This window comes from Parabacteroides sp. AM17-47 (assembly GCF_003434625.1).
GTDB lineage: Bacteria > Bacteroidota > Bacteroidia > Bacteroidales > Tannerellaceae > Parabacteroides > Parabacteroides distasonis.
Genome location: NZ_QTLI01000020.1, coordinates 39,715 through 61,457, shown reverse-complemented (window position 1 = coordinate 61,457; position 21,743 = coordinate 39,715). Strand labels below are relative to the sequence as shown.

Sequence of the window (21,743 nt, the reverse complement as noted above, 5' to 3'; positions counted from 1 at the left end):
GATGGGTATAGTAGGTTTGTGTAGCGATCACGCTGGTTTTGAGTTAAAAGAATATATAAAGACAATCCTCGATGAAAGGGGATTGTCTTATAAAGATTTTGGAACTTATTCCTCTGACAGTTGCGATTATCCGGATTTCGCCCATCTGATGGGCAAGGCCGTAGAAGCTGGCGAGGTTTATCCGGGAATAGCTGTCTGCGGTACAGGGAATGGCATTAGTATGACCTTGAACAAACATCGGGGTGTCCGTGCCGCCTTATGCTGGCGAGAGGATATCGCAAAACTGGCACGTGAGCATAACGATGCGAACGTGTTATCAATGCCCGGTCGTTTTATCAGCAAGGAAGAGGCTAAGAAAATCGTTGAGATATTCTTGGATACACCTTTTGAGGGTGGTCGCCACCAACGTCGTATAGACAAGATCCCTTTGTAGAGTCCGCGAAAAAGTCACTTTATAAAATAAAGAAGGCTCTCCCATGGTTCGCTTACCATTCGGAGAGCCTTTTCGTATCACCGTTTAAACGGCAACGTACATATAATAGATGACGGATGCCAAATTTGAAGACTTTCTACTATTAAACATTCGATCTCGCTTTTTGTTCTTTCCATTTAGTTAAAAATGTACGGGCTACCGTCGGGAATAACTCCAGCAACAGTATTTCTTTCTCATTCTCAGCCAATAACACATCCAAATCCTCCAATACAGGATTCTCTTGCATCACGTAATGGGAACCGTCGTAAGGCACCTCATTTTGTACGCCGGCGATTTTCAACCGGAACGCCGGATCTACCGGAATCGGCGTCTTGCCATACTCTCCTTTTACCAAGGCGATAAACTGGTTGGAAGGATTACTATACATCGGGCGACCTTTCTGCTCATCCAGCGCACAGGAAACCGCTTGCGCCCCGATAATCTGGCTCGTAGGCGTCACCAACGGAGGCAAGCCGGCATCCATCCGTACTTGCGGAATGAGCGACATCGCCTTCTCCAACAAGTCGATCTGCCCCAATTGCTTCAACTGGGCAACCATATTTGTGTACATACCTCCCGGGATCTGCGCTTTTTTCACCAACTCGTTCGGCTCGGGGAAATCAAAATACTCCTCGATCGCACGGCAATAAAGCAGCAAATCGTCCTCCTTATCTTTCCGAGCGGCCTCGATGGCATCGTTGAAGAAGCGGTCGATCTCGGAGGGGAAACTATCCTCTACGGGATTAAAGGGCCTCGGGAATTTCTTCGCGGTATCGAACGAGGAAAGTTCCTTGCGGATCGTCAATAACTCCTTGTTGATCTTAGCGATCGCATCCATATCAAGATCCAGCTCGATACCCAATTTCTTGCAAAAGATATAGACCAGTTCCACGGCGGGAGCGGCTGGTCCTCCAGCGAAGTTCCATATATTCGTATCAACGATATCCACCCCATTGATAATGGCGGATACGACCGACGCCAATCCGTAACCGGGCGTACAATGCGTATGGAAATCCACCGGTACTTTCAAGCTCTTCTTGAACAATCGCACCAATTCCGCCGTACGAGCCGGAGGTATCAAACCACTCATATCCTTCAGGGTGATCATATCTGCGCCCAGCGACTCCAGTTGAAGGGCCTTGTTTAAGAAATACTCATTCGTAAAAACAGGCTTATGCAAGGGCCGTCCATGCAAGGCGGCTTTTATACGTTCTACCGGGGAATGGTGAGGATCTATCGTATAACAGATGGCACAGTCGGCCTTTCCCCCGAATTTCTTTACATAACGGATCGTGGATTTCACGTTATCCACGTCGTTCAAAGCATCGAAAATACGCATGATATCGATACCGGAACGAATCGAGTTCCGGCAAAAGCCTTCTATAATCTCGTCGGGATAAGGATTATAACCGAATAAATTACGCCCACGGGAAAGAGCGGATAGCTTTGAGGAATTACCTATTTCCGCTTTGATGATCTCTAAACGATCCCACGGATTCTCACCTAAATAACGCATCACGGAATCGGGAACCGCCCCACCCCATACTTCCATGGCGTAAAAGCCTGCGTCTTTGTAGTAAGGAAGTACACGGTCTATTTGCGCTTGAGACATTCTTGTAGCGAATGCCGATTGCTGACCATCGCGAAGAGTCAAATCACGAATCAATAATTTACGTATCATACCAAATTTGTTTAGATCGTTTTAGTCAATATTCTGATTATATAACAGGATCTAAACAAATTTGATAAAGATTACGGGGTTAATAATAACCAATTTTTCTAAAACCTCAGTCTTTTACTTCCACAACGATCATTACGGGAAAGTGGTCGGAAGGAGTGCGGGCCTCGTATTTGCTCAATGACACCTCTTTCGGGAAATTACCGTTTTGCTCCTTCTGGGCGCTTTCTTTCACCTCGGAGCGATAGGTATCCGTTAAGATTCCATACTTCTTCACCTCAAATTCTTTCGTAAGAAAAAGGTGGTCGATACGGCTATCGGTCTTACGGTCCGGATGGAAACCGTTGAAGGTACCATTCGGGGCATAGCGGAAATCTGCGATCTCATAAGAGTCACGCATGATACCGGAACCATCTAACAACTTATACGACTCACTTGTTTGATCAACATTGAAATCTCCGGTCAGGATAGCGGGAAGTCTCTTCGGGAATTCCTTGATCTTCTTCAAGATCAACTTAGCGCTCTCGGCACGTGCTTGTACGCCTACATGGTCCATATGAAGGTTGAAGAACAAGAAAGTGAAGCCGGTCTGTTTGTCCCGAAACTCGCCCCACGTACAGATACGGGGCAGAACGGCGTCCCAGCCTTTATTCGGACGGTCGGTGATCTCGGATAGCCAGAAATCGCCATGCTCCAAGACCTCGAACTTATCCGTGCGGTAAAAGATAGCCGAATGCTCTCCCGCCTGCTTACCATCGTCACGTCCCACGCCGATATAATCGTATCCGGGCATGGCTTGCCTCAAGTCCTGCAATTGCGGATATTTGCCCTCTTGGGTTCCAAAGATATCGAACCCGTGAAACTGTACGATCTGGGCGATGTAGGGATAGCGTTGTCCCCAGCCATTACCGTTCGTGGAATCGCTGCCGTTGGCGTTACGCAAATTATAGGTGGCAACTACCATTGTCTCCGCCTGTAACGTCATCAAGGCGCAAAGGATAAAAGCGAAAGTATAAAAGAATTTCCTCATGGTTTATATATTTAAAATGCGTGACAAAGATAACGTTTATGCCTCAAAAAACACCTCACCTCGGTTTGCCAAATCGGGGTTATCGCTCGAATACTTTCAATAACGCCAGCCTATCCTCCTCCTTTTTCACCCGAAGATAATTCCGGTAACCACTAAAGCCTGCCATAAGTACCAGTTCCATATTAGTCTTGCCTGCATTTGCGGGAGATACCCGCAAGCGGTCGAGAGCCATCAGACGGCAGCGGTTTATCAAGCGACAGAAATTCATGCCATACTCCTTGTTGATAAAAGCCGACAGGTAGCTACGGTTGGTACTTAGCCCGGCGGCGAGGTCGGTGATCCGCAACTTGGGGTCCAGATAAGGTTTCTTCTCACGTAGGTAGCGTTCTAGGCGTTTACGGTCTAGAGCCGGGAGATTGGGAGGCATATCCTCCACTTTCAACGCCTCGGGCTGGACGATGAGATAATTCTTGTCGAGCATGTTATAACAGAGCATCATATAAAACACGAACGTTGGCAACACCCCCAGCCACACGAAATAGGAAGAGGAGAAAGTCTCCATATCGAGCAACAATCCCGCCAGCGGAACGGGTACGCAAGCCAAGATAAAAACTTGCACGGCCGCCAGCCAATCCAAGGAGATACGTTGCGCCTCCGACGAGTAATCTACGATGAACCGCCTGTAACGGTATATGTTCCGGAGGTTTAGCGCCGGGTAAAGCGTATTGTAGATAAAAAACACGAGACTTACCAGTATACCGCCCTCGAACGAGGCCCCCATAAGGAAGACAGGCACCACCCAGTGCCATCGATTCAGCCTCCGCCGCTCGCCGGTATCCGTTATCATGGATACCACCCAGAAAAACATCACCTGATCCAGCATCAACGTCAATAAAAAGACGGGATGGTAATACGAGAAAGCGCACGGGGCGACCGAATAAAGCACCAACCCGAGCCAACCCAGCGACGTCACCAAGTAAGTCAGCGCCAAGAGCGCCCTCAACCGCCTTTCCTGCCCGCCCCTTCCGTACCGGCAGGCGTCCAGCAACATCAATACCATACATACCATGGCGCAGACGATGGGAAGACTGAAAGCGAAAGCCTCCATAAGACCAAGGCTCATCATGCCGTGCCTCCTTCCTCCTTGGGCTCCCGCTTCCCGGCGGCCGCTTCCCGCTCGGCGACGACGGCACGGGAATAGGTACGGAAATCCTTGAAACCTACCTGCCCGATCAGCGAGCTCACGCTCTTGCCTTGGTTGGCGGGATGCGAGCGGAGCCTATCCAACTCCCTCAAGCGGAAACGGTTCAGGTAACGATTGAAGTTCATGCTATACGTCTGGTTGATAAAGGCAGATAGCACCGTGCGGTTCACGTCCAAGTCCTCCACCAGATCAGTCATCTTATAACCCGGCCTCAAAAAAGGCTTGTGTTCCCGGAAAAAACGCTCGAAACGTCTCTGGGTCAATTTCCCGGAATGGCTACGGCGGAGGCGCACGTCTCCCGCATCCGTTTCCCCGGAGGAAGAAGGCGGGGATTCACGGCGCAAGACGTAGAGGCAGTATTCCCGCCGTATGACATGGTACGATAGCAAAACGTGTTGGAGGGCGATGCCGCAAGACACGACTGCCGTCCAAAGGGAATAGTAGAACCGGCTCCGTGGTATGAACGTAGGCAGGACCGATGAGAGCAGCGAGGCGATGGACACACCTACCAAGAAGATCACCCAGCCCGCCGGCCCGCGAACCAGCGTATCCTTCCCTCTCGCCCTCTTATAATAAGATACCAGCAGCGCCAGCGTAAGGATATAATACAAGAGGCCAAAAACAACCCTCAGCAGGGGCTTGAGGGTAAAAAAGCGGGTATACCACTCGTACCCTGCGGGAATCACCTCCGCTTTCCCCCTCACGATCTCCAGCCGCACGTCGAAAGGCACGAAGCACGACCAGACCAACATCGCCAGCGCCAGCAGCCCGGGTACGAGATAATGGAGAGGCGGGAATTCCTCCGGCTCGCCCAGCCTCGTGAGGAAACGGACGATCCGGTAGAAGAAGATAGACGGCAAGACGAAACAAAGCAGGCAAACCACGTTGAGCCGGACAAACAACGAGGGATAAAACTGATAGCAAAACGTGACCAACCACCCGGTAGCCGAGACAGATAGGTAAACCAGCAATATCCTCTTCAAGTCACGCTCCTCCCGAGACAGGCAATCCTGCAAGGAAAGCCCCACCACCATCCCGCAAGACACGGCGGAATAGACGGGTACCAATACCATGATAGAGATCATATAAACAGTCAGGATATCCATGCCCCAAATATATCGCTTTTTTATCAAGGCCTGCCGCTTTTTGATAGAAAAGAGACATTTTTACCTTTTTGCGCGTGAATTACGATCTGTCCTATCAATAAAATCAGCTAATTACGATTTGTCCTAATAGATTCGGACGGATTGTCATGCGGGAAACCCGCTCCCTCCCATATCTTAGCGGCAACTAAAATACGAACATCATGAAAGAACAAATCATCCTAACAACAGGCGTCTTACTATTCCTTTCGCTCGTATCGGCATGGGGGCAAGGGACAAGCACAATAGATATAGATCTTAGTGACGATAGCCATAAAGGGGGAATTACCATTAGTCAAGACAATAGCGTATATCGTATTCACGGTACGTATGATGTCCAAAAACAAGGATTGCCATCACAAGAAACCGGATACGGCACAACAGATCAGAATAAATCGAAAGCCGTTATTGTGGTCGCCAGTGGCATACAGGTAAAGATCACGCTGGAGAATGTAAACATCGAGAATCTCCAAGAAGACGAACCTTATTGCGCCTTATACGCCGATGGAGCCAAGAAAGTAGAATTGACCCTAGCCGGAGATAACAGCTTAGCAGGTGGCCATGACCTACCCGCCATTTGCGCGCCTACAGGCGATGGTACCGAGCTTATAATAAAAGGTAAAGGAAAACTAACGGTCAAAGGAGGAAATGAAGCCGCCGGAATAGGCTCACGATACAGTAAAGATGCGAAAGGAACCATCACGATCGAGAACGGTACCATCATTGCCCATGGGAAAGGATATGGAGCCGGTATCGGAACAAGTGCTAATTCCAATGGTGGAACCGTCCGGATCAAAGACGGGAATATCACCGCCACAGGGGGTGATTCCGGGCCGGGTATCGGGGTATCGGGGACTCCCGCTCATGCTAATCCACCCATAACTTCCGGAACGATAGAGATCAGCGGGGGAATCGTAAATGCCACCGGATATAACGGTATGGGCGCAGGGGAAGGAAAGGTAGGGGAAACAGTCACGATAAGCGGGGGGATCATCTCCGCTATAACGAATAAAGATGGAGGCAAAGCTATAAACGCGTCATCTTATGTCCTCCCCTCCGGTCAGAATAGCGCTATCATATTTCTAAAGGAATATAATTATAGTAGCATTGAGGGTAGCATCAAGGGTAGCATGATAGATGGCAACAACGTCGACATTACCCACTATACCATCGACCGGGATTACGAGATACCGCCCGGCTATACACTCCATATAAGAAGGAAACAGACATTGACGATCGCCGATGGCGTAACCCTCACCAATGAAGGGACGATCAGCAATGAAGATAGTGGAACCATCGACGGCAACGGAACGATAGAGAACAATGAGGATCTCAAGAGTGACAATACCAATATCAAGGTTCAGCTTAATGGTCAGAAGATAAAGTACAAAGTGAACTTTCAAACCAATTATCCCATCGACGACGGCACTAATAGCACAGAATACCTATCAGAAACTGACGCATTAAGGCCAGGTGAGCTCACCTATACATATTACACCCTAGTAGAAGGCTGGTACGACGATAGAGAAGGCGGGAATCAAATAACCAAGATCACCGGGCCTATGACCCTCTACGCCCATTGGACAGAGAACCTGATCAAGACCACCGCCTCCCCGGCCACGCTGGAAGGGACGTACGCCACGCCACTGGAGCCGAATGAGCTTTATGACCTGTCCGGGCTCCTCGCTCCCGATACCTACGGCGATAAGTCCGACTATAAGTTCGAAATCGACGGTGCAGCTTATGGCCTGACGGTAAACAATGATAACAAGCTATGCGGTTCCCCCAACAAGGCTACCGCAACATCCGGAGCTAAGATACGCATTGACATCAGCCATGTCAATTGCGAGAAGCCGGAGAGCGTAGACATCCCAATAACGATCCACCCGAGAACACTCACCGTCACCCCGCGGGCCGACCAAATACTGTATAAAGGCGAGGCCCCGAAATATGACACAAGCGGAGAAGCCAAAGGAGAAACAGCAGCCTTCTCCGGGCAACTGGCCATAGACTCCCCAACCAACCTTATCATTCCGGGAGATCTCAAGCTAATAGATAACGACAAGTTCCTAGCGTCCAACTACAAGCTGGAACTCACGCCGGATATCCCATGTACCTATACCGACAAGCTACCGGAAGAGGCCCGTGTAGAACTTGGTGGCGACAAGAAGGGGGAATGGTATGCCGGAGCCGTTATCTTCTCCGCTCCTCCCGGTTTTACCATCAAGCTGAAAGAAGTGGAAGAGACGGGTATACAAACTAAGGCGATTAGCCCGCTAATCGCTTCCGGCGAAGTCTTCGCCGCCTCCTTCACCTTCAGCCAAGAGGGAACCTTCGACGTGACCTACCTGCTCAAGCGTGACGACCCGTATACGCAAGAGTACGAGCATAAGGCCACGGATATCCGCCTCGACCTCAACGCCCCTACCGTAACCGTTTCCACCAATAACCTCGGCTATACGCTCACCGCCACCGATGGCAAGGGCAGCGGCGTAGCTTCCGTCCTCATCGACGGTGCTTCCGTGCAGCTTACCTCCGACCGCTATGACGGTTCCGGAAGCGAGGGCCTCCATACCTACAAGGTGACGGACCATGCGGGACACGAGAGCGCGGGCACGTTCAGCCTTGCCACTCCGTCGCCTCCGGTATACACGGTCGTAATCCCCGAGACCGCAAACGCAACCCTCACCCCCTCTCCCGGTACCTATTACTATGAGGAGGGTGATCAATTCTTCCTCTACATTGAGCTAGACTCGGCCTACAGCCAGTCTACCCCCGTGGTAAAGGCGAACGGCCGGACGATCACCCCCAACCGAGACGGCAGCTACACGATAGCCGTCTACGAAGATATCCGGATCACGATAGAGGATATCATCGTATCCACCGCCCGGATCACCGACAACAAGAGCCGTATCCGCTCCTCCGGCGGCATACTCTACATCAACACCTCCGCCCCGCTCGACGTATCGATAACGACAATGGCCGGAAAGCTGATCCGCCATTCTCCCCTCCCCGCCGGTAGCAACCACTTGTACGGCCTGCCGGCCGGCTTCTACGTCGTGAGGCTATCCAACGGCACGACCGCCAAGGTAGGAATCGCCCGGTGATAAACCAAAACGCCCCGGAAAGAATCGATCCTTCCGGGGCGTTCCTGTATTCCAAGGCTAGCCTAGTCTGAGAACGCAGACATGATCGGACGAGCGATCCACACTTGCGGCTGCGGTACGTCCAACAGGTAGGCGATCGTACCGGCGATATCATATACCATCGTACTCTCCGGGATCTTGAAGCCTTTCTTTACGTTCTTTCCATAGAAAACGATCGGGGTTTGCATCTCGTTCATCGTCTTGCCACCGTGACCGGTCTCGATACCGCCGTGGTCGGCCGTCAGTATAACCACCGTATCATCCATGATACCCGCCTCACGAACGGCGTCCATCACTTGCGTCAAGCAACTGTCCAAATGATTCACCATCGCGAAATACTCCGGGGAGCTCCAACCCTTGCCATGTCCGGTACCATCCGGCTGATCGTATATGATCGCACAAAGGTTCGGCTTCTTCTCCTTGATATACTGAACGGCTACCGGGGTACATCCGTTCGGGTTCTCAGTCGACATCGGGGCATGCTTACGGAAGCTCATGGCCAAGGTATCCACCAGATAATTCATGCCTTCCCACTCATAGATATAGCCGATCTCAGCCTCGGGAGCCTTATCCCGGTACAGGCCGAAGATATTCGGGAAACGGTTGTCGCTATTCACGACACGCGAAGGAAGCTCCGGCGTACGAGATCCCCACTCCGTATATCCGTGCAACTCCGGTCCCGCTCCCATAAACATGGAAGCCCAATTACAAGCACTCGACGAAGGCAGGATCGAACGATTCTCTAACGTGGAGGCGCCTTCCGCCATCATCTTACGGAAAGTAGGCATATCCGCCCCATTATTCAAGCAATGGGCGCTCAAGCCGTCGAAACCGATCAAGATTACATGCTTTGGCAGATTCTTCTCTTTCAAAGGCGCTTGCTGAGGTGCCGTATTACAGGCGCTCAGGCAGTATGCGATTACCGCACAACAAATAAATAAGATTTGCTTTTTCATCTTACCGTGTTTTTCTTTTATGATTAATATTGAAGTATCTTAGATTCCGTCAGACAAAGGTACAAAGTTTAACTAAAGTTCAAAAAGATCATTTATCTTTGTGGCTTAATCTAATCTTATTTTCATAAATACGTATGTACAAACATTTCCTAACAAGCGTATTGCTTGTATTTTTCATGCTATCCTGTAGCAAACCTTCCCCTTTTGAGGGAAAGATGCGAGAAAGCGTACAAACCTCCCTAAGCTGGAGAAACGACACGACCGGTATCTGGGAAACAGCCGGCTGGTGGAACTCGGCGAACGTATTGACCGCCACCATTCGCTACGGCGCCGTAACCAAAGATCCGGCCATCCCATCTGTCATAGAGGATGTATTCGAGAAAGCCCGTCATTACCAAGTAGGCGTAGACTCAACCGGTACTCCCCGTTATTGCGACAACTTCATCAATGATTATTACGATGACGAGGGTTGGTGGGCATTGGCATGGATCGAGGCCTCCAAACTGACCGGAGAGAAAAAGTACCTAGATATGGCCGAGATCATATTCGATGATATGACAACTGGCTGGAGCGACGCTTGCGGAGGTGGCATCTTCTGGAAAAAGAACCCTTTGCATTACAAGAACTCCATAGCGAACAACCTGTTCTCCCTGACAGCTATCCGATTATATAAAGCGACCCAAAATCCGGCGTATCTCGACTGGTTCAAGAAGAACGTGGATTGGTATACGCAAACCGGCATGATCAATACGGACATCTACCAAATCGAGGACGGCACGAAAGACGATTGTACCCCCAACCGCAACGCCCACTACACGTATAACCAAGGCGTAGCCATCGCTGTCTTAGCCGAGATGTATCTCCAAACCAACGATAAATCTTACTTGGAGCTAGCGGAAAAGATCGCCGACGCTACCATTACCACGCAATTGGTAACCGACGAGGGTATACTTCGTGAGATGAAGCCCGAGATCGATGATAGCAACGACGGTGTCCAATTTAAGGGTATCTTCATCCGTCATTTAGCCTTCCTGTATGAAGTGACAAAGAATCCGGCTTATAAAGATTTCATCTTGAAAAACGCAGAATCCATCATCACGAAAGATTATGACCCCACATCCAAAAGCTTCGGTTGTTATTGGTACGGCCCTTTCCACAAGGAAAGCTCGGCAGCAAACGCTTGCGCTTTGGAGTGCGTGATAGAGGCTTATGAGTTAACGAAACAGAGATAATCATATATGTTAAAAACATCGCTGTCCTGTACAAGTATTGACGAGGGGCGATGGCAATAGTGGCGTAAGGCTACAACAGTATCGCCTCTAGCCCTCAAGAGTAGTGGCATGAGGCGATACCAGTATAGGCATTTCTTTTTACCAATAATAGGTCTCCATAATCTCCTTCATTTTAGGGGTATTCGTGTCCTCATCCTTAACATCTTTCCGCAGCTTCAGCATCTCCTCCTTCATTTGCCGGATAATCTTGGCGTATTGGGGATCGTTGTAAGCGTTGTGATTCTCACGAGGATCGGATTGAAGGTCGTAAAACTCCCATGCTGGTGTCGTGGTCTTATCCTCCGAACCAGTCATATTCAGACGGTCGCCATAGAAAAACATCAGTTTATACCGCTCATTACGGATACCCATATGGGCCGGACGGTTCGAATGTTGGGTCCAATAACGATAATACATCTCCTTACGCCAATCCTTTGGGGTATTTCCTTTCAGATTATCGCGAAAACTATGGCCCTGCGATTCTTTCGGGGTCTTCACGCCTGCGTAATCCGCCAGCAAAGAGGCAAAATCCACGTTCAAGATCATATCCTTATTGCGGGTCCCCGCCGGGATCTCTTTCGGGTAACGGATCACGAAAGGCATACGTAGAGACTCCTCATACATCATACGCTTATCGAAGAAACCATGCTCTCCTAAGAAATAACCTTGGTCGGATACGTACACCACGATCGTATTATCGGCGATTCCCATATCGTCCAGCGCTTTCAATAACTTCCCGATATTATCGTCGATCGTAGCCCCGCAACGCAGATAGTCGCACACCAATTTCTGGTAAGCGGCGCTACGGGCGGCAGATCGATGCATGCCCTTCGTCGTAAAAGGCAACTCCGGATACCGGCACCACCATTTATCAGGGTCTTGCGACGCCACGTCCCAACGACGAGCCAACTCCTCCAAAGGCTGTCCGGAGAAGGTACGTCCATTCGTCTCCGGCCCCCAATCAAATAAGTTCTCCGGTTCCGGGAAAACAACGCCGTCATACAAATGCCTCATCCGTTCCGGGAAATCCCAAGGCTCGTGTGTAGCCTTGAAATGACAACACATCATGAAAGGCCGGTCCTTATCGGCCTCTTTCATCCAACGGATCGCCTTATCCGTCACGATATCCGTGGAGAAACCTCGTACCCGCTCCCCGAAATTACGCTCACCCGGCCAAGGGTCCGTACAGTTTATGAAAGTAGGGTCCCGGTACTCGCCTTGGTCATGAAACACGGAATAGAAGTCGAAACCTTGCGGTTGCGTTTTCAGATGCCATTTACCGACCAAAGCGGTCTGATAGCCTCCCGCCCGCATTTGCTTGGCGATATTATCCTGCTCCGGATCAAAGGAATCACTTAACGTGTAGACACCGTTCACGTGACTATAGGCTCCGGTCAAGATCGCCGCACGACTAGGGGAAGAGATCGAGTTCGTACAAAAACAATTATCTAACACGCAGCCCTCCGCAGCCAAGCGACGGATATTCTCGTTCCGGGCATAATCACCCAACACCCCCCCGTAAATGCCCCAAGACTGGGAAGTATGATCATCCGAAAGGATAAACAAGATATTGGGACGTTCCTCTTGCACTGGTTTATCGGCGGCAAAAAGGAACTGCCCGTTCCCCGAAAGACAACAGGCAGTCATTCCGATACTTATGATCGATTGTTTCATAGGTCATGACGTTTTTTCCCTTGTACTAGACCCGGTTCCCTACGCTCTGTTCCCTTTACGCGCATTAGGTTATCCCCTAACTCATGACGTTTCAGGTCGGCGATCTTCATCAATTTCGCGGCTTCCTCAGGATACTGGGTGATCACGTTATAACGCTCTCCCGGATCACGGCGCAAGTCGTACATCTCCGGTTTCATGATCTCCAGATTCGTCAACTTACCCGGCTGGCCGTCGTTTCCCGGCTCATAAGCCCCGTAAGTAACGTATTTATGAGGGAATACCAGCTTAAACATACCGTCCGTGACAGCCTCCAAGTCATTCTTGTTATAATAATAGACAAAGGATTCACGAGGATTCGCGTCTTTCTTGCCCTCTATCAATGATAAGATACTAACGCCATCAATCTTGCGAGTAGGCAGCGGGGCCTGCGTGATCTCGGCGAACGTAGGAAGAAGGTCGATATTAGAAGCTAACTTATTACAAGTCGTACCCGGTAACGTCTTACCTTTCCAGTACATGATACAAGGAACCCGGTTACCACCATCAAAGGTCGTAGCCTTTGCCTCACGTAACCCACCGGCTGAACCGGCATGATTCCCGTAATTGGTCCAAGGGCCATTATCGGAAGTCAAGATCACCAACGTATTATCTTCCAAGCCCAGCTCACGCAATGTCTTGAATATCTCACCTACACTCCAGTCGATCTCCATCATCACGTCGCCATATAAACCCTGCTCGCTCTTTCCCTTGAATTTATCGGAAACGGCCAACGGTACATGGGGCATATTATGAGCCAGATACAAGAAGAAAGGCTTATTCTTATTCTTCTTGATGAAATTAACAGAACGGGTGGTATAATCCGTAGTCAACCGTGTTTGGTCCGTATTATAACCGATAATCTCGTTTCCGTCATAAGTCGGCAAATCCGGGAAATTAAAGACCTCACCTTGTTGCGGGTGGAATGGCCACATATCGTTAGAATACGGCAAACCATAATACTCATCGAAGCCATTTTGCAAGGGAAGAAATTCCTTTTGGCTACCTAAATGCCATTTACCGAAGATAGCGGTACTATATCCTTTCTGTTTCAATACCTCTGCGATCGTCATCTCATCCGGATGGATTCCGTAGTTCGAATCCGGTCCCGGAGCGCCGGCGAAACCGATACGATTCGGATAGCAACCGGTCAACAAGCCGGCACGAGACGCTCCACTGATCGGCTGTCCCGCCAAGAAGTGTGTAAAACGAACGCCTTCCGCCGCCATTTTGTCGATATTCGGAGTGGTATATCCGTAAGCCCCATTAAAAGAAAAATCTCCGTACCCCACATCATCCAAATTAATCAGGACGATATTCGTGTAATCAGCGGCTATGCCTGCCATTGAAAAGGCTGAGGCGGCCGTCAGTAACATTAGTTTATTCTTCATGATATTATTTATTGATATATTGGCTTTTAATTAAACAAATATAAACATACATAATCAGACGTTCTTTCTTTTTACATTTTTTAAAGCAAGAATAGTCCTAGGATTATCACTTTTCTAAAGAACGCTCAAAAGCATCTCTCATCGCTTGCAACTCCTTTACTTTCTCGGGATATTGATCTTTGAAATTCATATGTTCCGTGTTATCCTTTTCTAAGTTGGAAAGGAACAACTCATTAAGGACCTTCTCTCCCTCCGGAGTCACGTCATGGGGATTCGCTATTAATTTCCATTCCCCGCAACGGACAGCCCATTGCTTCCCAAAATCAAAATGAAGTGCCTTATGAGGAGAAGATTTGGAACTGTCTTTGATAAGTGGGAGTAAGCTCTTTCCATCCACATCCATCCCTTCCGCTGAAAGACCGCATAATTCGACCAAGGTAGGAAACCAATCGATATTCATCGCAACCTGATCACGTACCTCACCTTGTGGCAGCTCCTTGGGCCAGCAGATGATAGCCGGAACCCGGATACCTCCCTCAAACAAAGAGAATTTTCCGGCCCGGTAAGGACCGCTATAGCCTCCTCCTCTAAAAGTACGTTCCTCCATGCTATGCCCGTTATCCGATTGGAAGATCAAGATGGTATTATCAGCCAACCCCTCGGCAGCCAAGAAGGTACGTAACTCCCCTAAATAATCATCGAAAGTAGAGACAAACGCCGCATACATTCTTCTGGGATTAGGTAGGTCCGCATAATAATCCAACCATTTCTCGCTGGGCTGCAATGGGTAATGAGGGATATTTACCGCCCAATAGATAAAGAACGGTTTCTCTTTATCTTCCGTAGCGAATTTCTTGATCTCTTTCAGGTTCTCTGCGGCGAAAAAGTTGCCCGGAGAATAGATCTCCCTCTCATTCTGCCACAAATCATGCCGATTCGGGCCACCCCAATAATAGAAATGGGAATAATTATCCACACATCCTCCTCGTATTCCCCAAAAGTAATCGAAACCCTGTGCGTTCGGCCCCTGTTCTATACGGTCGCCCAAATGCCACTTTCCGATCAAGGCGGTACGGTAGCCATTCGATTTCATTCGCTCGGCTATAGTCTCTTTCTCTACCGGTAAGAAACTATTCCCTCCCGCATTCACTGTAAGTCCCGCACGTTTGGCGAATTGTCCCGTCAATAAGGAAGCCCTCGACACCGAGCTAACCGCCGCCCCATAAAACTGGGTAAAGCGAACGCCTTGATTTGCCAAGGCATCCATATGGGGAGTACATAAATCTTTCGCCCCAAAGCAGTTCACGTCCAGTGATCCATGATCGTCCGTATAGATCAAGATCACGTTCGGATGAGCCGACTGAGCCTCAACGATACCAGCGAGCAGAAGCCCGCTGGTAGTTAAAATGAGTTGTTTTATATTCATGATTTATTTTCAAATACGATACCTCGCCTTAGTCCCAGTTCGGATTTTGCTCCAAATTTGGATTCAAGACTGTTTGGTTATAAGGGATCGGCCATAAATAATCTCGTTTCGGATTAAAAGAACGTTTCACGACTTCTATTCCATCATAATTATGCATCATACCATTATTCTCTTTCTCGGCGGTTTTCCAACGCAAGATATCCGAATAGTAGAGTCCTTCAAAGGTCAACTCGATACGGCGTTCACGGCGGATTACCTCACGCATCTGATCTTTCGTCAAACCTTTTGGTACTTCCGGCATATTGATATCCGGACGCCTACGCAATTGGTTGATGGCATCATAAACTGACTGATCAGGACCACTCGCCTCATTCTGCGCCTCGGCATACGTCAACAGAACTTCCGCATAACGAATTAAAATGAAATTGAAAGCCGAACGTTCTACTAAAGGAATCGTTACATCATCCTCATAAGAAGTGTATTTCTTCACACCGAAACCCGTAGTCGCCACATCTTCTTTTGTGATCGTCTTTCCTAAATACGGATAACCGATGCAAACGATCGATTTCAATAAACGAGGATCTCTGTTCTCATACGGACGAGTCGGATCATAAAGCGGTGACTCTTCTATCGTCTTCCCGTCAATACAGAGATATGTATCAACCAGTTCCTTCAAGGGAGCCGGACGATTCAAGCGCCAGATATTCTGATCATAATCCGTTGGATACTCCGGCAATTTCGCTTCTATATCAAAGATTACCTCACAATTATATTTATTATCTTCGCTAAAGAAATGACGATAATCATTGAATAATTGATAAACGCCAGACTCCATTACCTGCTTAGCAGCTTGGGCCGCCTCCGCCCAACGAGAATTATATAATAAAGTACGGGCTTTTAACGCTAACGCAGCACCTTTTGTCGCACGTCCCAAGTCTGAGCTAGCATAGGTGTCCGGTAGCACGGCAGCGGCCTCCTCCAAATCCTTGACAATCTGATTCACTACCTCGTCCTTGGAATTGCGAGGTAATTCGGCTTGCTCATCCGCATTGGGAGCATCTATAATCAGTGGCACACCTCCGAATTTATCGACCAGACTTAAATAATAGAAAGCTCGTAAGAACTTGGCTTCACCCACCATCTTCGCCTTCTCCGACTCATCCATATCAACACCTCCGACATTAGCGATGAAAGTATTCGTACGGCCAATACCAACGTAACAGTTCTTCCATAAACTTCCGATTAGAGCCGTAGTAGACAAATGTTCACCCTTTCCAATCGCTTGCGTACCATTCGCCTCGTTATAAGGCATCGCATTCGCTGTCAACATATCGAATTCCATCGTATGCAATGAACGCCAAGGTTTCAATGCGTTGTAACATCCCATTATACCGGCGCTCGCATGCTCTTTTGTCTTCCAGAATGTTTCCGTGGAATATTGATCGGAAGGATCTACATCCAACCAGCTATCGCAAGCGATTAAACTCATACAAGCGACAGCGACACATATCATCTTATATATTTTACGTCTCATATTATTATTCCTTATTATTTAAAATGTGACATTAACACCTGCCGTATAAGTCCGTACAGACGGATAGGCATACCAGTTGCTTCCCTTCAAGTTCTTCTCCGGATCAAAATCCTTCATCGGAGAGAACGTGAATAAGTTTTGCGCATTGACAAAGACCTTTAATCTCTTAACCACACCGCTTTTCAAGAAAGAGGCCGGTACGTTATAAGAAAGTTGCAAGTTCTTCAAACGTAAATAAGAGGCATTTCTCAACCAGAAATCATTTGTACGGAAATTCTCGTTCAAGCATCCTTCATACGTAGTCAAGATAGGCAATGTAGCGCTGGTTCCCCGCTCGGGAGTCCAAGCATCCGTCAACCATTGTTCCGGCAAACCACAACCAAACCATAAAGGAGTAGCACCAATGCGGTCTCCATATGTATAGACATCAGTTACACCTTGGAAGAAAGCGCCCAGATCCCAATCCTTATATCCTAAGTTGATATTGAATCCATAAGTTATCTTAGGAATCACACCACCACGTATCTGGCGGTCATCTTCGGTAATTTTCCCATCTCCATTCGTATCCTCAAACTTCAGATATCCCGGTTTAGTAGCTGCGGTTTGATACGGACTATTCTTGATTTCCTCCTCAGATTGGAAAATACCGATAGCATGAAGCATATAATAAGAATCGATAGGCTTTCCTTCTTCCAAGATAAACATTCCATCAATGATTGTTTGCCCCTTCAAGCTAACGATCTTATTCTTGATAAAGGTCATATTTCCATTTACCTCGTAACGGAAGTCCCCGATATTGTTCCGATATCCCATATTCAACTCGAAACCTTTATTGCTCACCTCGCCGATATTACGGATCGGGCCATCCAGACCACCTACTTGATCCGGCAAAGTAACCTTTCGCAAGATGTCGGAAGTACGTTTATCAAAGAACTCGAAAGAGAAATCTAAGTTTCCGTTTAACAAGCTAGCGTCAATACCGACATTCGTCATGGTCGTTGTCTCCCATGTGATGTTCGGATCGTTATAGGCGGTAATAGCCGCTCCGGATTGCATCGCTCCATTTAACGGGTAGTTATAATCCGTAATTGAACCATCATTTTTTATCACCTTCAAGTTCATTAGGTCCACGTAACGGAACAAATCGATACGCTCGTTACCCAATTGTCCCCAAGAAGCTCTCAATTTCAGATTATATATCCAAGGAATATCTTTCATAAACTCTTCCTCGCTCAAACGCCATCCGGCAGAGAATGATGGGAAAATACCCCAACGATTTCCTTTGGCAAAACGAGACGAACCATCATAGCGAAAGTTACCCTCAAATAAATAACGATCCTTATAACCATAATTCACCCTACCAAAGTAAGACATCAAGACTGATCTCGAGGAAGTACCCGCTACACTCGGATTACTAGAACCTGCGTTTAATTCGTGCAACTCGTTCCCTAAGAAACCTTCTACCTTAGCGGAAAACTCAGTCTTATCATCGCTCTCAAAACTATAGCCAGCCAATACTTTTACGTCATGGGCATCATTGAACTTCTTGCCCCAAGATAAAGTATTGAATACTGTAACTGCCAAGTCATTCTTATCACCTTTATAGGCATGGCGTGTATTCTGACCGTCATAAACCACTCGTTTCTCCTCATTGGTCTTCAACTGATATTCGTATACATCAGGCGCAAAACGAGATTGCAGATAATCATATTTGTTTAAACCGACATTCAAGTTATAAACGATATCAAACGGAAGCTTATATTCCGCAGACAAATTCGCCAACATACGCAAGGACTTATGCTTGTTCTCGCCCTCATCGGCCAACGCCAACGGATGGCGATAGATATTATGCCCAGGAGTACGGATAAAGGTATCCGCATAGCGACCATCGGCCGTATAAGTCGGGTGGAAAGCCTGCGCTTTATAAGTCATCTCCACTAAGTTTGCCACACCCGCTACCGGCTCATTATAGATCTGATAATGCGCATTGATATTAGCGCCGATCTTCAAACGGCTATTTACCTGAGCAGTCGTATTCACAGCTAAGGTATATTTATTGGAATCCGTTCCACGCAATACTCCATTTTGATCACCATAGCCTAAAGATACGGAATACGTATATTTATCATCACCTCCGGAGAAACGCATGTTATGCTCCATAATAAAGGCATTATTATACATAATATCCAACCAATTATTCTGCGGATACATAATCGGGTCTGTTAACATACCTTGTTTGTACTCCTCGATTAACGCATCAGAATAATCCACCGTTAGTTTACCTTCGTTCCGTTGCGCTTGGTTTCTCATTTCCATAAACACGACCGGATCATATACGAAGTTAGGCAGATAGGTAGCCTGCTGCACGCCGAAATAGTTATTATAATCGACGGTAAACTTACCTTTCTTTCCCCCCTTTGTCTTTACCAAGACAACGCCATTCGCCGCACGAGAACCGTAGATAGCGGAAGAAGCCGCATCTTTCAATACGGAAATACTCTCAATATCATTCGGATTTACCGCTTCCAACGGGAACTCGATGCCATCCACCAAAATCAACGGGTTATTATCGTTCAAGGTTCCCTGACCACGAATACGAATCGTCGCCCCGTCCGCTCCCGGCTGAGCACCCGCTTGATTTACGTAAACACCTTGCGTACCTTGCAACGCTTGGGTCGAGTTGGTGATCGGACGATTCTCCAACGTCTCCGCATCCAAAGAGGAGATCGCTCCTGTTAAATTCACTTTCTTCTGCGTTCCGTAACCTACGACCACAACCTCATCCAACTTCTGGGTATCCTCGGACAGGCTAACCATTACTTTCGAAGAATTACCAACCTCGACCGTACGATCCGTATAACCAATAAAAGAAACTACCAAGATCGCATTGTCCGGTACTTCCAGACTGAAGTTTCCATCGATATCCGTAATCGTTCCGTTCGTAGTGCCTTTAACGACAACATTCGCCCCGATAATGGGTTCTCCCAAGGCATCTTTTACTTGCCCGGTAATCTTTCGTGGCGAAGACTGGAATAAGGCATTCGGATGTGAGACACTTGAAACACTCTTTGACTTAATTATAATCTGCCGGTCTACAATCTCATATTGGTATCCCGTATTTTTCAAGGCTTGCTCTAAGACCTCCTCTAACGAAGCATTATTTGCTTTTACACTCGTTTTCCTATTTACATTTACTTGATTATCATTCAAGAAGAACGTGTACTCACTATTTTTCTCTATTTCTTTTAGCACTTCCGATATACTGCAATCCTGTTTATTCATGGAAAGCTTATAATTCTGTCCATAGGTAGAAGCGGATACAGTGCATGCGAAAGCCAAGGATAACAACGCACTTATCTTCATGACTCGGTTTACTTTTCTGATTTTTTTCATAACTTTGTAATGTTTCTGATGAATAAATTAGCAGGTGTGTCGGCCTCTCAACTCCTAACGCCTGCCGTCAAGAACATTTGATCAGGAGGAGAAACCTAGTTTTTCCTCCTGTTTTTTATTAGACTCAAGAACTGTTAACAAGCATATCTCCTAGAATTTAACGTTAGACACTCATTTATCTCCCTTTATATATAGTTCATATTCATTGTCTTTCTCTCTGTATTTAATGGGCGACGTATTGCTCAGCATAAACAGGATTCGCTCCAAGGACTCATCCCGTACCTTAAACGTAAACCGATATTTCTCCGCTATCTCCTTCGGGCACTTTATCTTCCGCCCGAACCAAGGCTCCAGACGGGTAAGGATCATGCTCAAGCGTTCGTTCTCAAAACTGAGGACACCGTTACGCCAACCCGAATACTCCTCGGCATTAACCGTCTTAACTCTAACGGTATTCGCTTGTTTGTCGAAAACCAACATCTCGTTCGGGTTCAATATCACCTCACGCCTGTTCTTCACATTGGGACCTCCCAAGCCAATCTTCACCTTACCGTTTAACAGGATCGTCTCCAACTTGCTCTCGGAATCATAATTGAAAACCTCGAAGGCCGTGCCCAAGGCCGTTACATCCATGTTCTTGGTATGCACGGTAAATGGTCTTTCCCGATCTTTCGCTACGTCGAAGAAGGCTTGCCCTTTTAATTCCACATCACGGGTCTTGCCATCGAAACTCTTTGGGTAAATCAACTGGCTATTCGGCCCCATTCTCACGGTCGTGCCGTCCGATAAGGAAACCGGCTCTATGCAACGGACACCGGAGGCCATTACATATATATATTGATCTTCTTTCGTATGAGACCAATAAACTACGCTTCCTACACCTAAAAGTAGCAATATGGAGGCGGCTATCGCCGTAATCTTATAGACCCAGAGTTTACGGACACCGTTTGTCGCCATTGTCCGGGCTATGATTCGTTCCCACATGCGATTCCCCACCACGGGATTCACGCGATCCGCAGCCTCGTCCCATTGGGAACGCATACGCTCTTCCACTTTTGGGTCACACAGCAAACGTTGCCGATCTTTCTCATCCAGAGCATCTCGCATCAACTTCTTCAATATCGTTCTCGTATCTTCGCTCATGTTTATTATTCTTGTTCTATTTATAAATACACGCCACGACTCCCTCCCCCCTATTGGAAGATAAAAAAATTCGCTTAGGTTAATCAAATTCAGATAAGATACCCAAATACGATTGAAAAATAATCATGCCTAAAGCCTCAAGTACAATTAAATGTCCATTACTTATAGGTACTCTTTAAAATTATCTTTACGAAATTGTATTTTATCAGTATCTTCCTTGCTTTCCATCCTTATATTTCCGTCCTTT

At 47.6% G+C, this 21,743-nt stretch carries 14 protein-coding genes; 3 read left to right on the top strand and 11 right to left on the bottom strand.

Annotated elements, in window-relative coordinates; genetic code table 11:
- Position 1 precedes the first annotated feature (1 nt).
- A complete protein-coding gene (rpiB, locus tag DW205_RS16405) occupies positions 2-433 on the top strand; it encodes a ribose 5-phosphate isomerase B (protein WP_005866347.1) in 432 nt (143 codons plus the stop codon).
- A gap of 142 nt (positions 434-575) precedes the next feature.
- Here the strand turns inward: rpiB and DW205_RS16400 are convergent, their stop codons facing one another.
- The 4 genes from DW205_RS16400 to DW205_RS16385 all read right to left on the bottom strand — a co-directional run bounded on the left by DW205_RS16400 (position 576) and on the right by DW205_RS16385 (position 5,517).
- A complete protein-coding gene (locus DW205_RS16400) occupies positions 576-2,153 on the bottom strand; it encodes a carboxylase (RefSeq protein WP_005866345.1) in 1,578 nt (525 codons plus the stop codon).
- Between the two features lie 106 nt (positions 2,154-2,259).
- Positions 2,260-3,180, bottom strand: a complete 921-nt coding sequence (locus DW205_RS16395) for an endonuclease/exonuclease/phosphatase family protein (RefSeq protein WP_005866343.1) — start codon at positions 3,178-3,180, stop codon at positions 2,260-2,262.
- 79 nt (positions 3,181-3,259) lie between these two features.
- Positions 3,260-4,306: an AraC family transcriptional regulator gene (locus tag DW205_RS16390; RefSeq protein ID WP_005866341.1), complete on the bottom strand. Its 1,047-nt coding sequence runs from the start codon at positions 4,304-4,306 to the stop codon at positions 3,260-3,262.
- Positions 4,303-5,517, bottom strand: coding sequence for a hypothetical protein (locus DW205_RS16385; RefSeq protein WP_005866339.1), 1,215 nt, complete (start codon positions 5,515-5,517; stop codon positions 4,303-4,305). The genes DW205_RS16390 and DW205_RS16385 overlap by 4 nt, the downstream gene beginning before the upstream one ends.
- A gap of 173 nt (positions 5,518-5,690) precedes the next feature.
- Here DW205_RS16385 and DW205_RS16380 point away from each other — a divergent pair, with 173 nt between their 5' ends.
- The gene (locus DW205_RS16380) at positions 5,691-8,633 is read left to right on the top strand and encodes an InlB B-repeat-containing protein (RefSeq protein ID WP_005866337.1); all 2,943 of its coding nucleotides are present in this window, start codon (positions 5,691-5,693) and stop codon (positions 8,631-8,633) included.
- Between the two features lie 62 nt (positions 8,634-8,695).
- On the opposite strand, the gene DW205_RS16375 is transcribed toward DW205_RS16380, so the two are convergent.
- Positions 8,696-9,628, bottom strand: coding sequence for an alkaline phosphatase (locus DW205_RS16375; protein WP_005866335.1), 933 nt, complete (start codon positions 9,626-9,628; stop codon positions 8,696-8,698).
- A gap of 134 nt (positions 9,629-9,762) precedes the next feature.
- Between DW205_RS16375 and DW205_RS16370 the strand changes: the two genes are divergently transcribed.
- Positions 9,763-10,860, top strand: a complete 1,098-nt coding sequence (locus DW205_RS16370; RefSeq protein WP_005866333.1) for a glycoside hydrolase family 76 protein — start codon at positions 9,763-9,765, stop codon at positions 10,858-10,860.
- Positions 10,861-10,998: 138 nt separating this feature from the next.
- Here DW205_RS16370 and DW205_RS16365 read toward each other — a convergent pair whose 3' ends face one another.
- From DW205_RS16365 to DW205_RS16340, 6 genes are all read right to left on the bottom strand, one after another.
- The gene (locus DW205_RS16365) at positions 10,999-12,573 is read right to left on the bottom strand and encodes a sulfatase (protein WP_005866331.1); all 1,575 of its coding nucleotides are present in this window, start codon (positions 12,571-12,573) and stop codon (positions 10,999-11,001) included.
- Complete coding sequence (locus tag DW205_RS16360) at positions 12,570-14,000, bottom strand: sulfatase (protein WP_005866329.1); 1,431 nt, start codon at positions 13,998-14,000, stop codon at positions 12,570-12,572. The genes DW205_RS16365 and DW205_RS16360 overlap by 4 nt, the downstream gene beginning before the upstream one ends.
- Positions 14,001-14,106: 106 nt before the next feature.
- Positions 14,107-15,426 carry a sulfatase gene (locus DW205_RS16355; protein ID WP_005866327.1) on the bottom strand — a complete coding sequence of 440 codons (1,320 nt, stop codon included), beginning with the start codon at positions 15,424-15,426 and terminating at the stop codon, positions 14,107-14,109.
- 28 nt (positions 15,427-15,454) lie between these two features.
- Positions 15,455-16,960, bottom strand: a complete 1,506-nt coding sequence (locus DW205_RS16350; protein WP_005866325.1) for a RagB/SusD family nutrient uptake outer membrane protein — start codon at positions 16,958-16,960, stop codon at positions 15,455-15,457.
- Positions 16,961-16,978: 18 nt separating this feature from the next.
- Positions 16,979-20,353 (bottom strand): TonB-dependent receptor, encoded by a 3,375-nt coding sequence (locus DW205_RS16345; RefSeq protein WP_008774244.1) that lies wholly within the window; start codon positions 20,351-20,353, stop codon positions 16,979-16,981.
- Between the two features lie 171 nt (positions 20,354-20,524).
- Positions 20,525-21,496: a FecR family protein gene (locus DW205_RS16340; protein ID WP_005866321.1), complete on the bottom strand. Its 972-nt coding sequence runs from the start codon at positions 21,494-21,496 to the stop codon at positions 20,525-20,527.
- Positions 21,497-21,743: the final 247 nt, after the last annotated feature.

Bases quoted from the DNA above. Each gene is read 5' to 3' on its own strand.
- DW205_RS16345 (WP_008774244.1), bottom strand. From the start codon at position 20,353: ATGAAAAAAATCAGAAAAGTAAACCGAGTCATGAAGATAAGTGCGTTG.
- DW205_RS16390 (WP_005866341.1), bottom strand. From the start codon at position 4,306: ATGATGAGCCTTGGTCTTATGGAGGCTTTCGCTTTCAGTCTTCCCATC.
- DW205_RS16350 (WP_005866325.1), bottom strand. From the start codon at position 16,960: ATGAGACGTAAAATATATAAGATGATATGTGTCGCTGTCGCTTGTATG.
- DW205_RS16370 (WP_005866333.1), top strand. From the start codon at position 9,763: ATGTACAAACATTTCCTAACAAGCGTATTGCTTGTATTTTTCATGCTA.
- DW205_RS16340 (WP_005866321.1), bottom strand. From the start codon at position 21,496: ATGAGCGAAGATACGAGAACGATATTGAAGAAGTTGATGCGAGATGCT.
- DW205_RS16380 (WP_005866337.1), top strand. From the start codon at position 5,691: ATGAAAGAACAAATCATCCTAACAACAGGCGTCTTACTATTCCTTTCG.
- DW205_RS16395 (WP_005866343.1), bottom strand. From the start codon at position 3,180: ATGAGGAAATTCTTTTATACTTTCGCTTTTATCCTTTGCGCCTTGATG.
- DW205_RS16365 (WP_005866331.1), bottom strand. From the start codon at position 12,573: ATGAAACAATCGATCATAAGTATCGGAATGACTGCCTGTTGTCTTTCG.
- DW205_RS16400 (WP_005866345.1), bottom strand. From the start codon at position 2,153: ATGATACGTAAATTATTGATTCGTGATTTGACTCTTCGCGATGGTCAG.
- DW205_RS16375 (WP_005866335.1), bottom strand. From the start codon at position 9,628: ATGAAAAAGCAAATCTTATTTATTTGTTGTGCGGTAATCGCATACTGC.
- DW205_RS16360 (WP_005866329.1), bottom strand. From the start codon at position 14,000: ATGAAGAATAAACTAATGTTACTGACGGCCGCCTCAGCCTTTTCAATG.
- DW205_RS16355 (WP_005866327.1), bottom strand. From the start codon at position 15,426: ATGAATATAAAACAACTCATTTTAACTACCAGCGGGCTTCTGCTCGCT.
- rpiB (WP_005866347.1), top strand. From the start codon at position 2: ATGGGTATAGTAGGTTTGTGTAGCGATCACGCTGGTTTTGAGTTAAAA.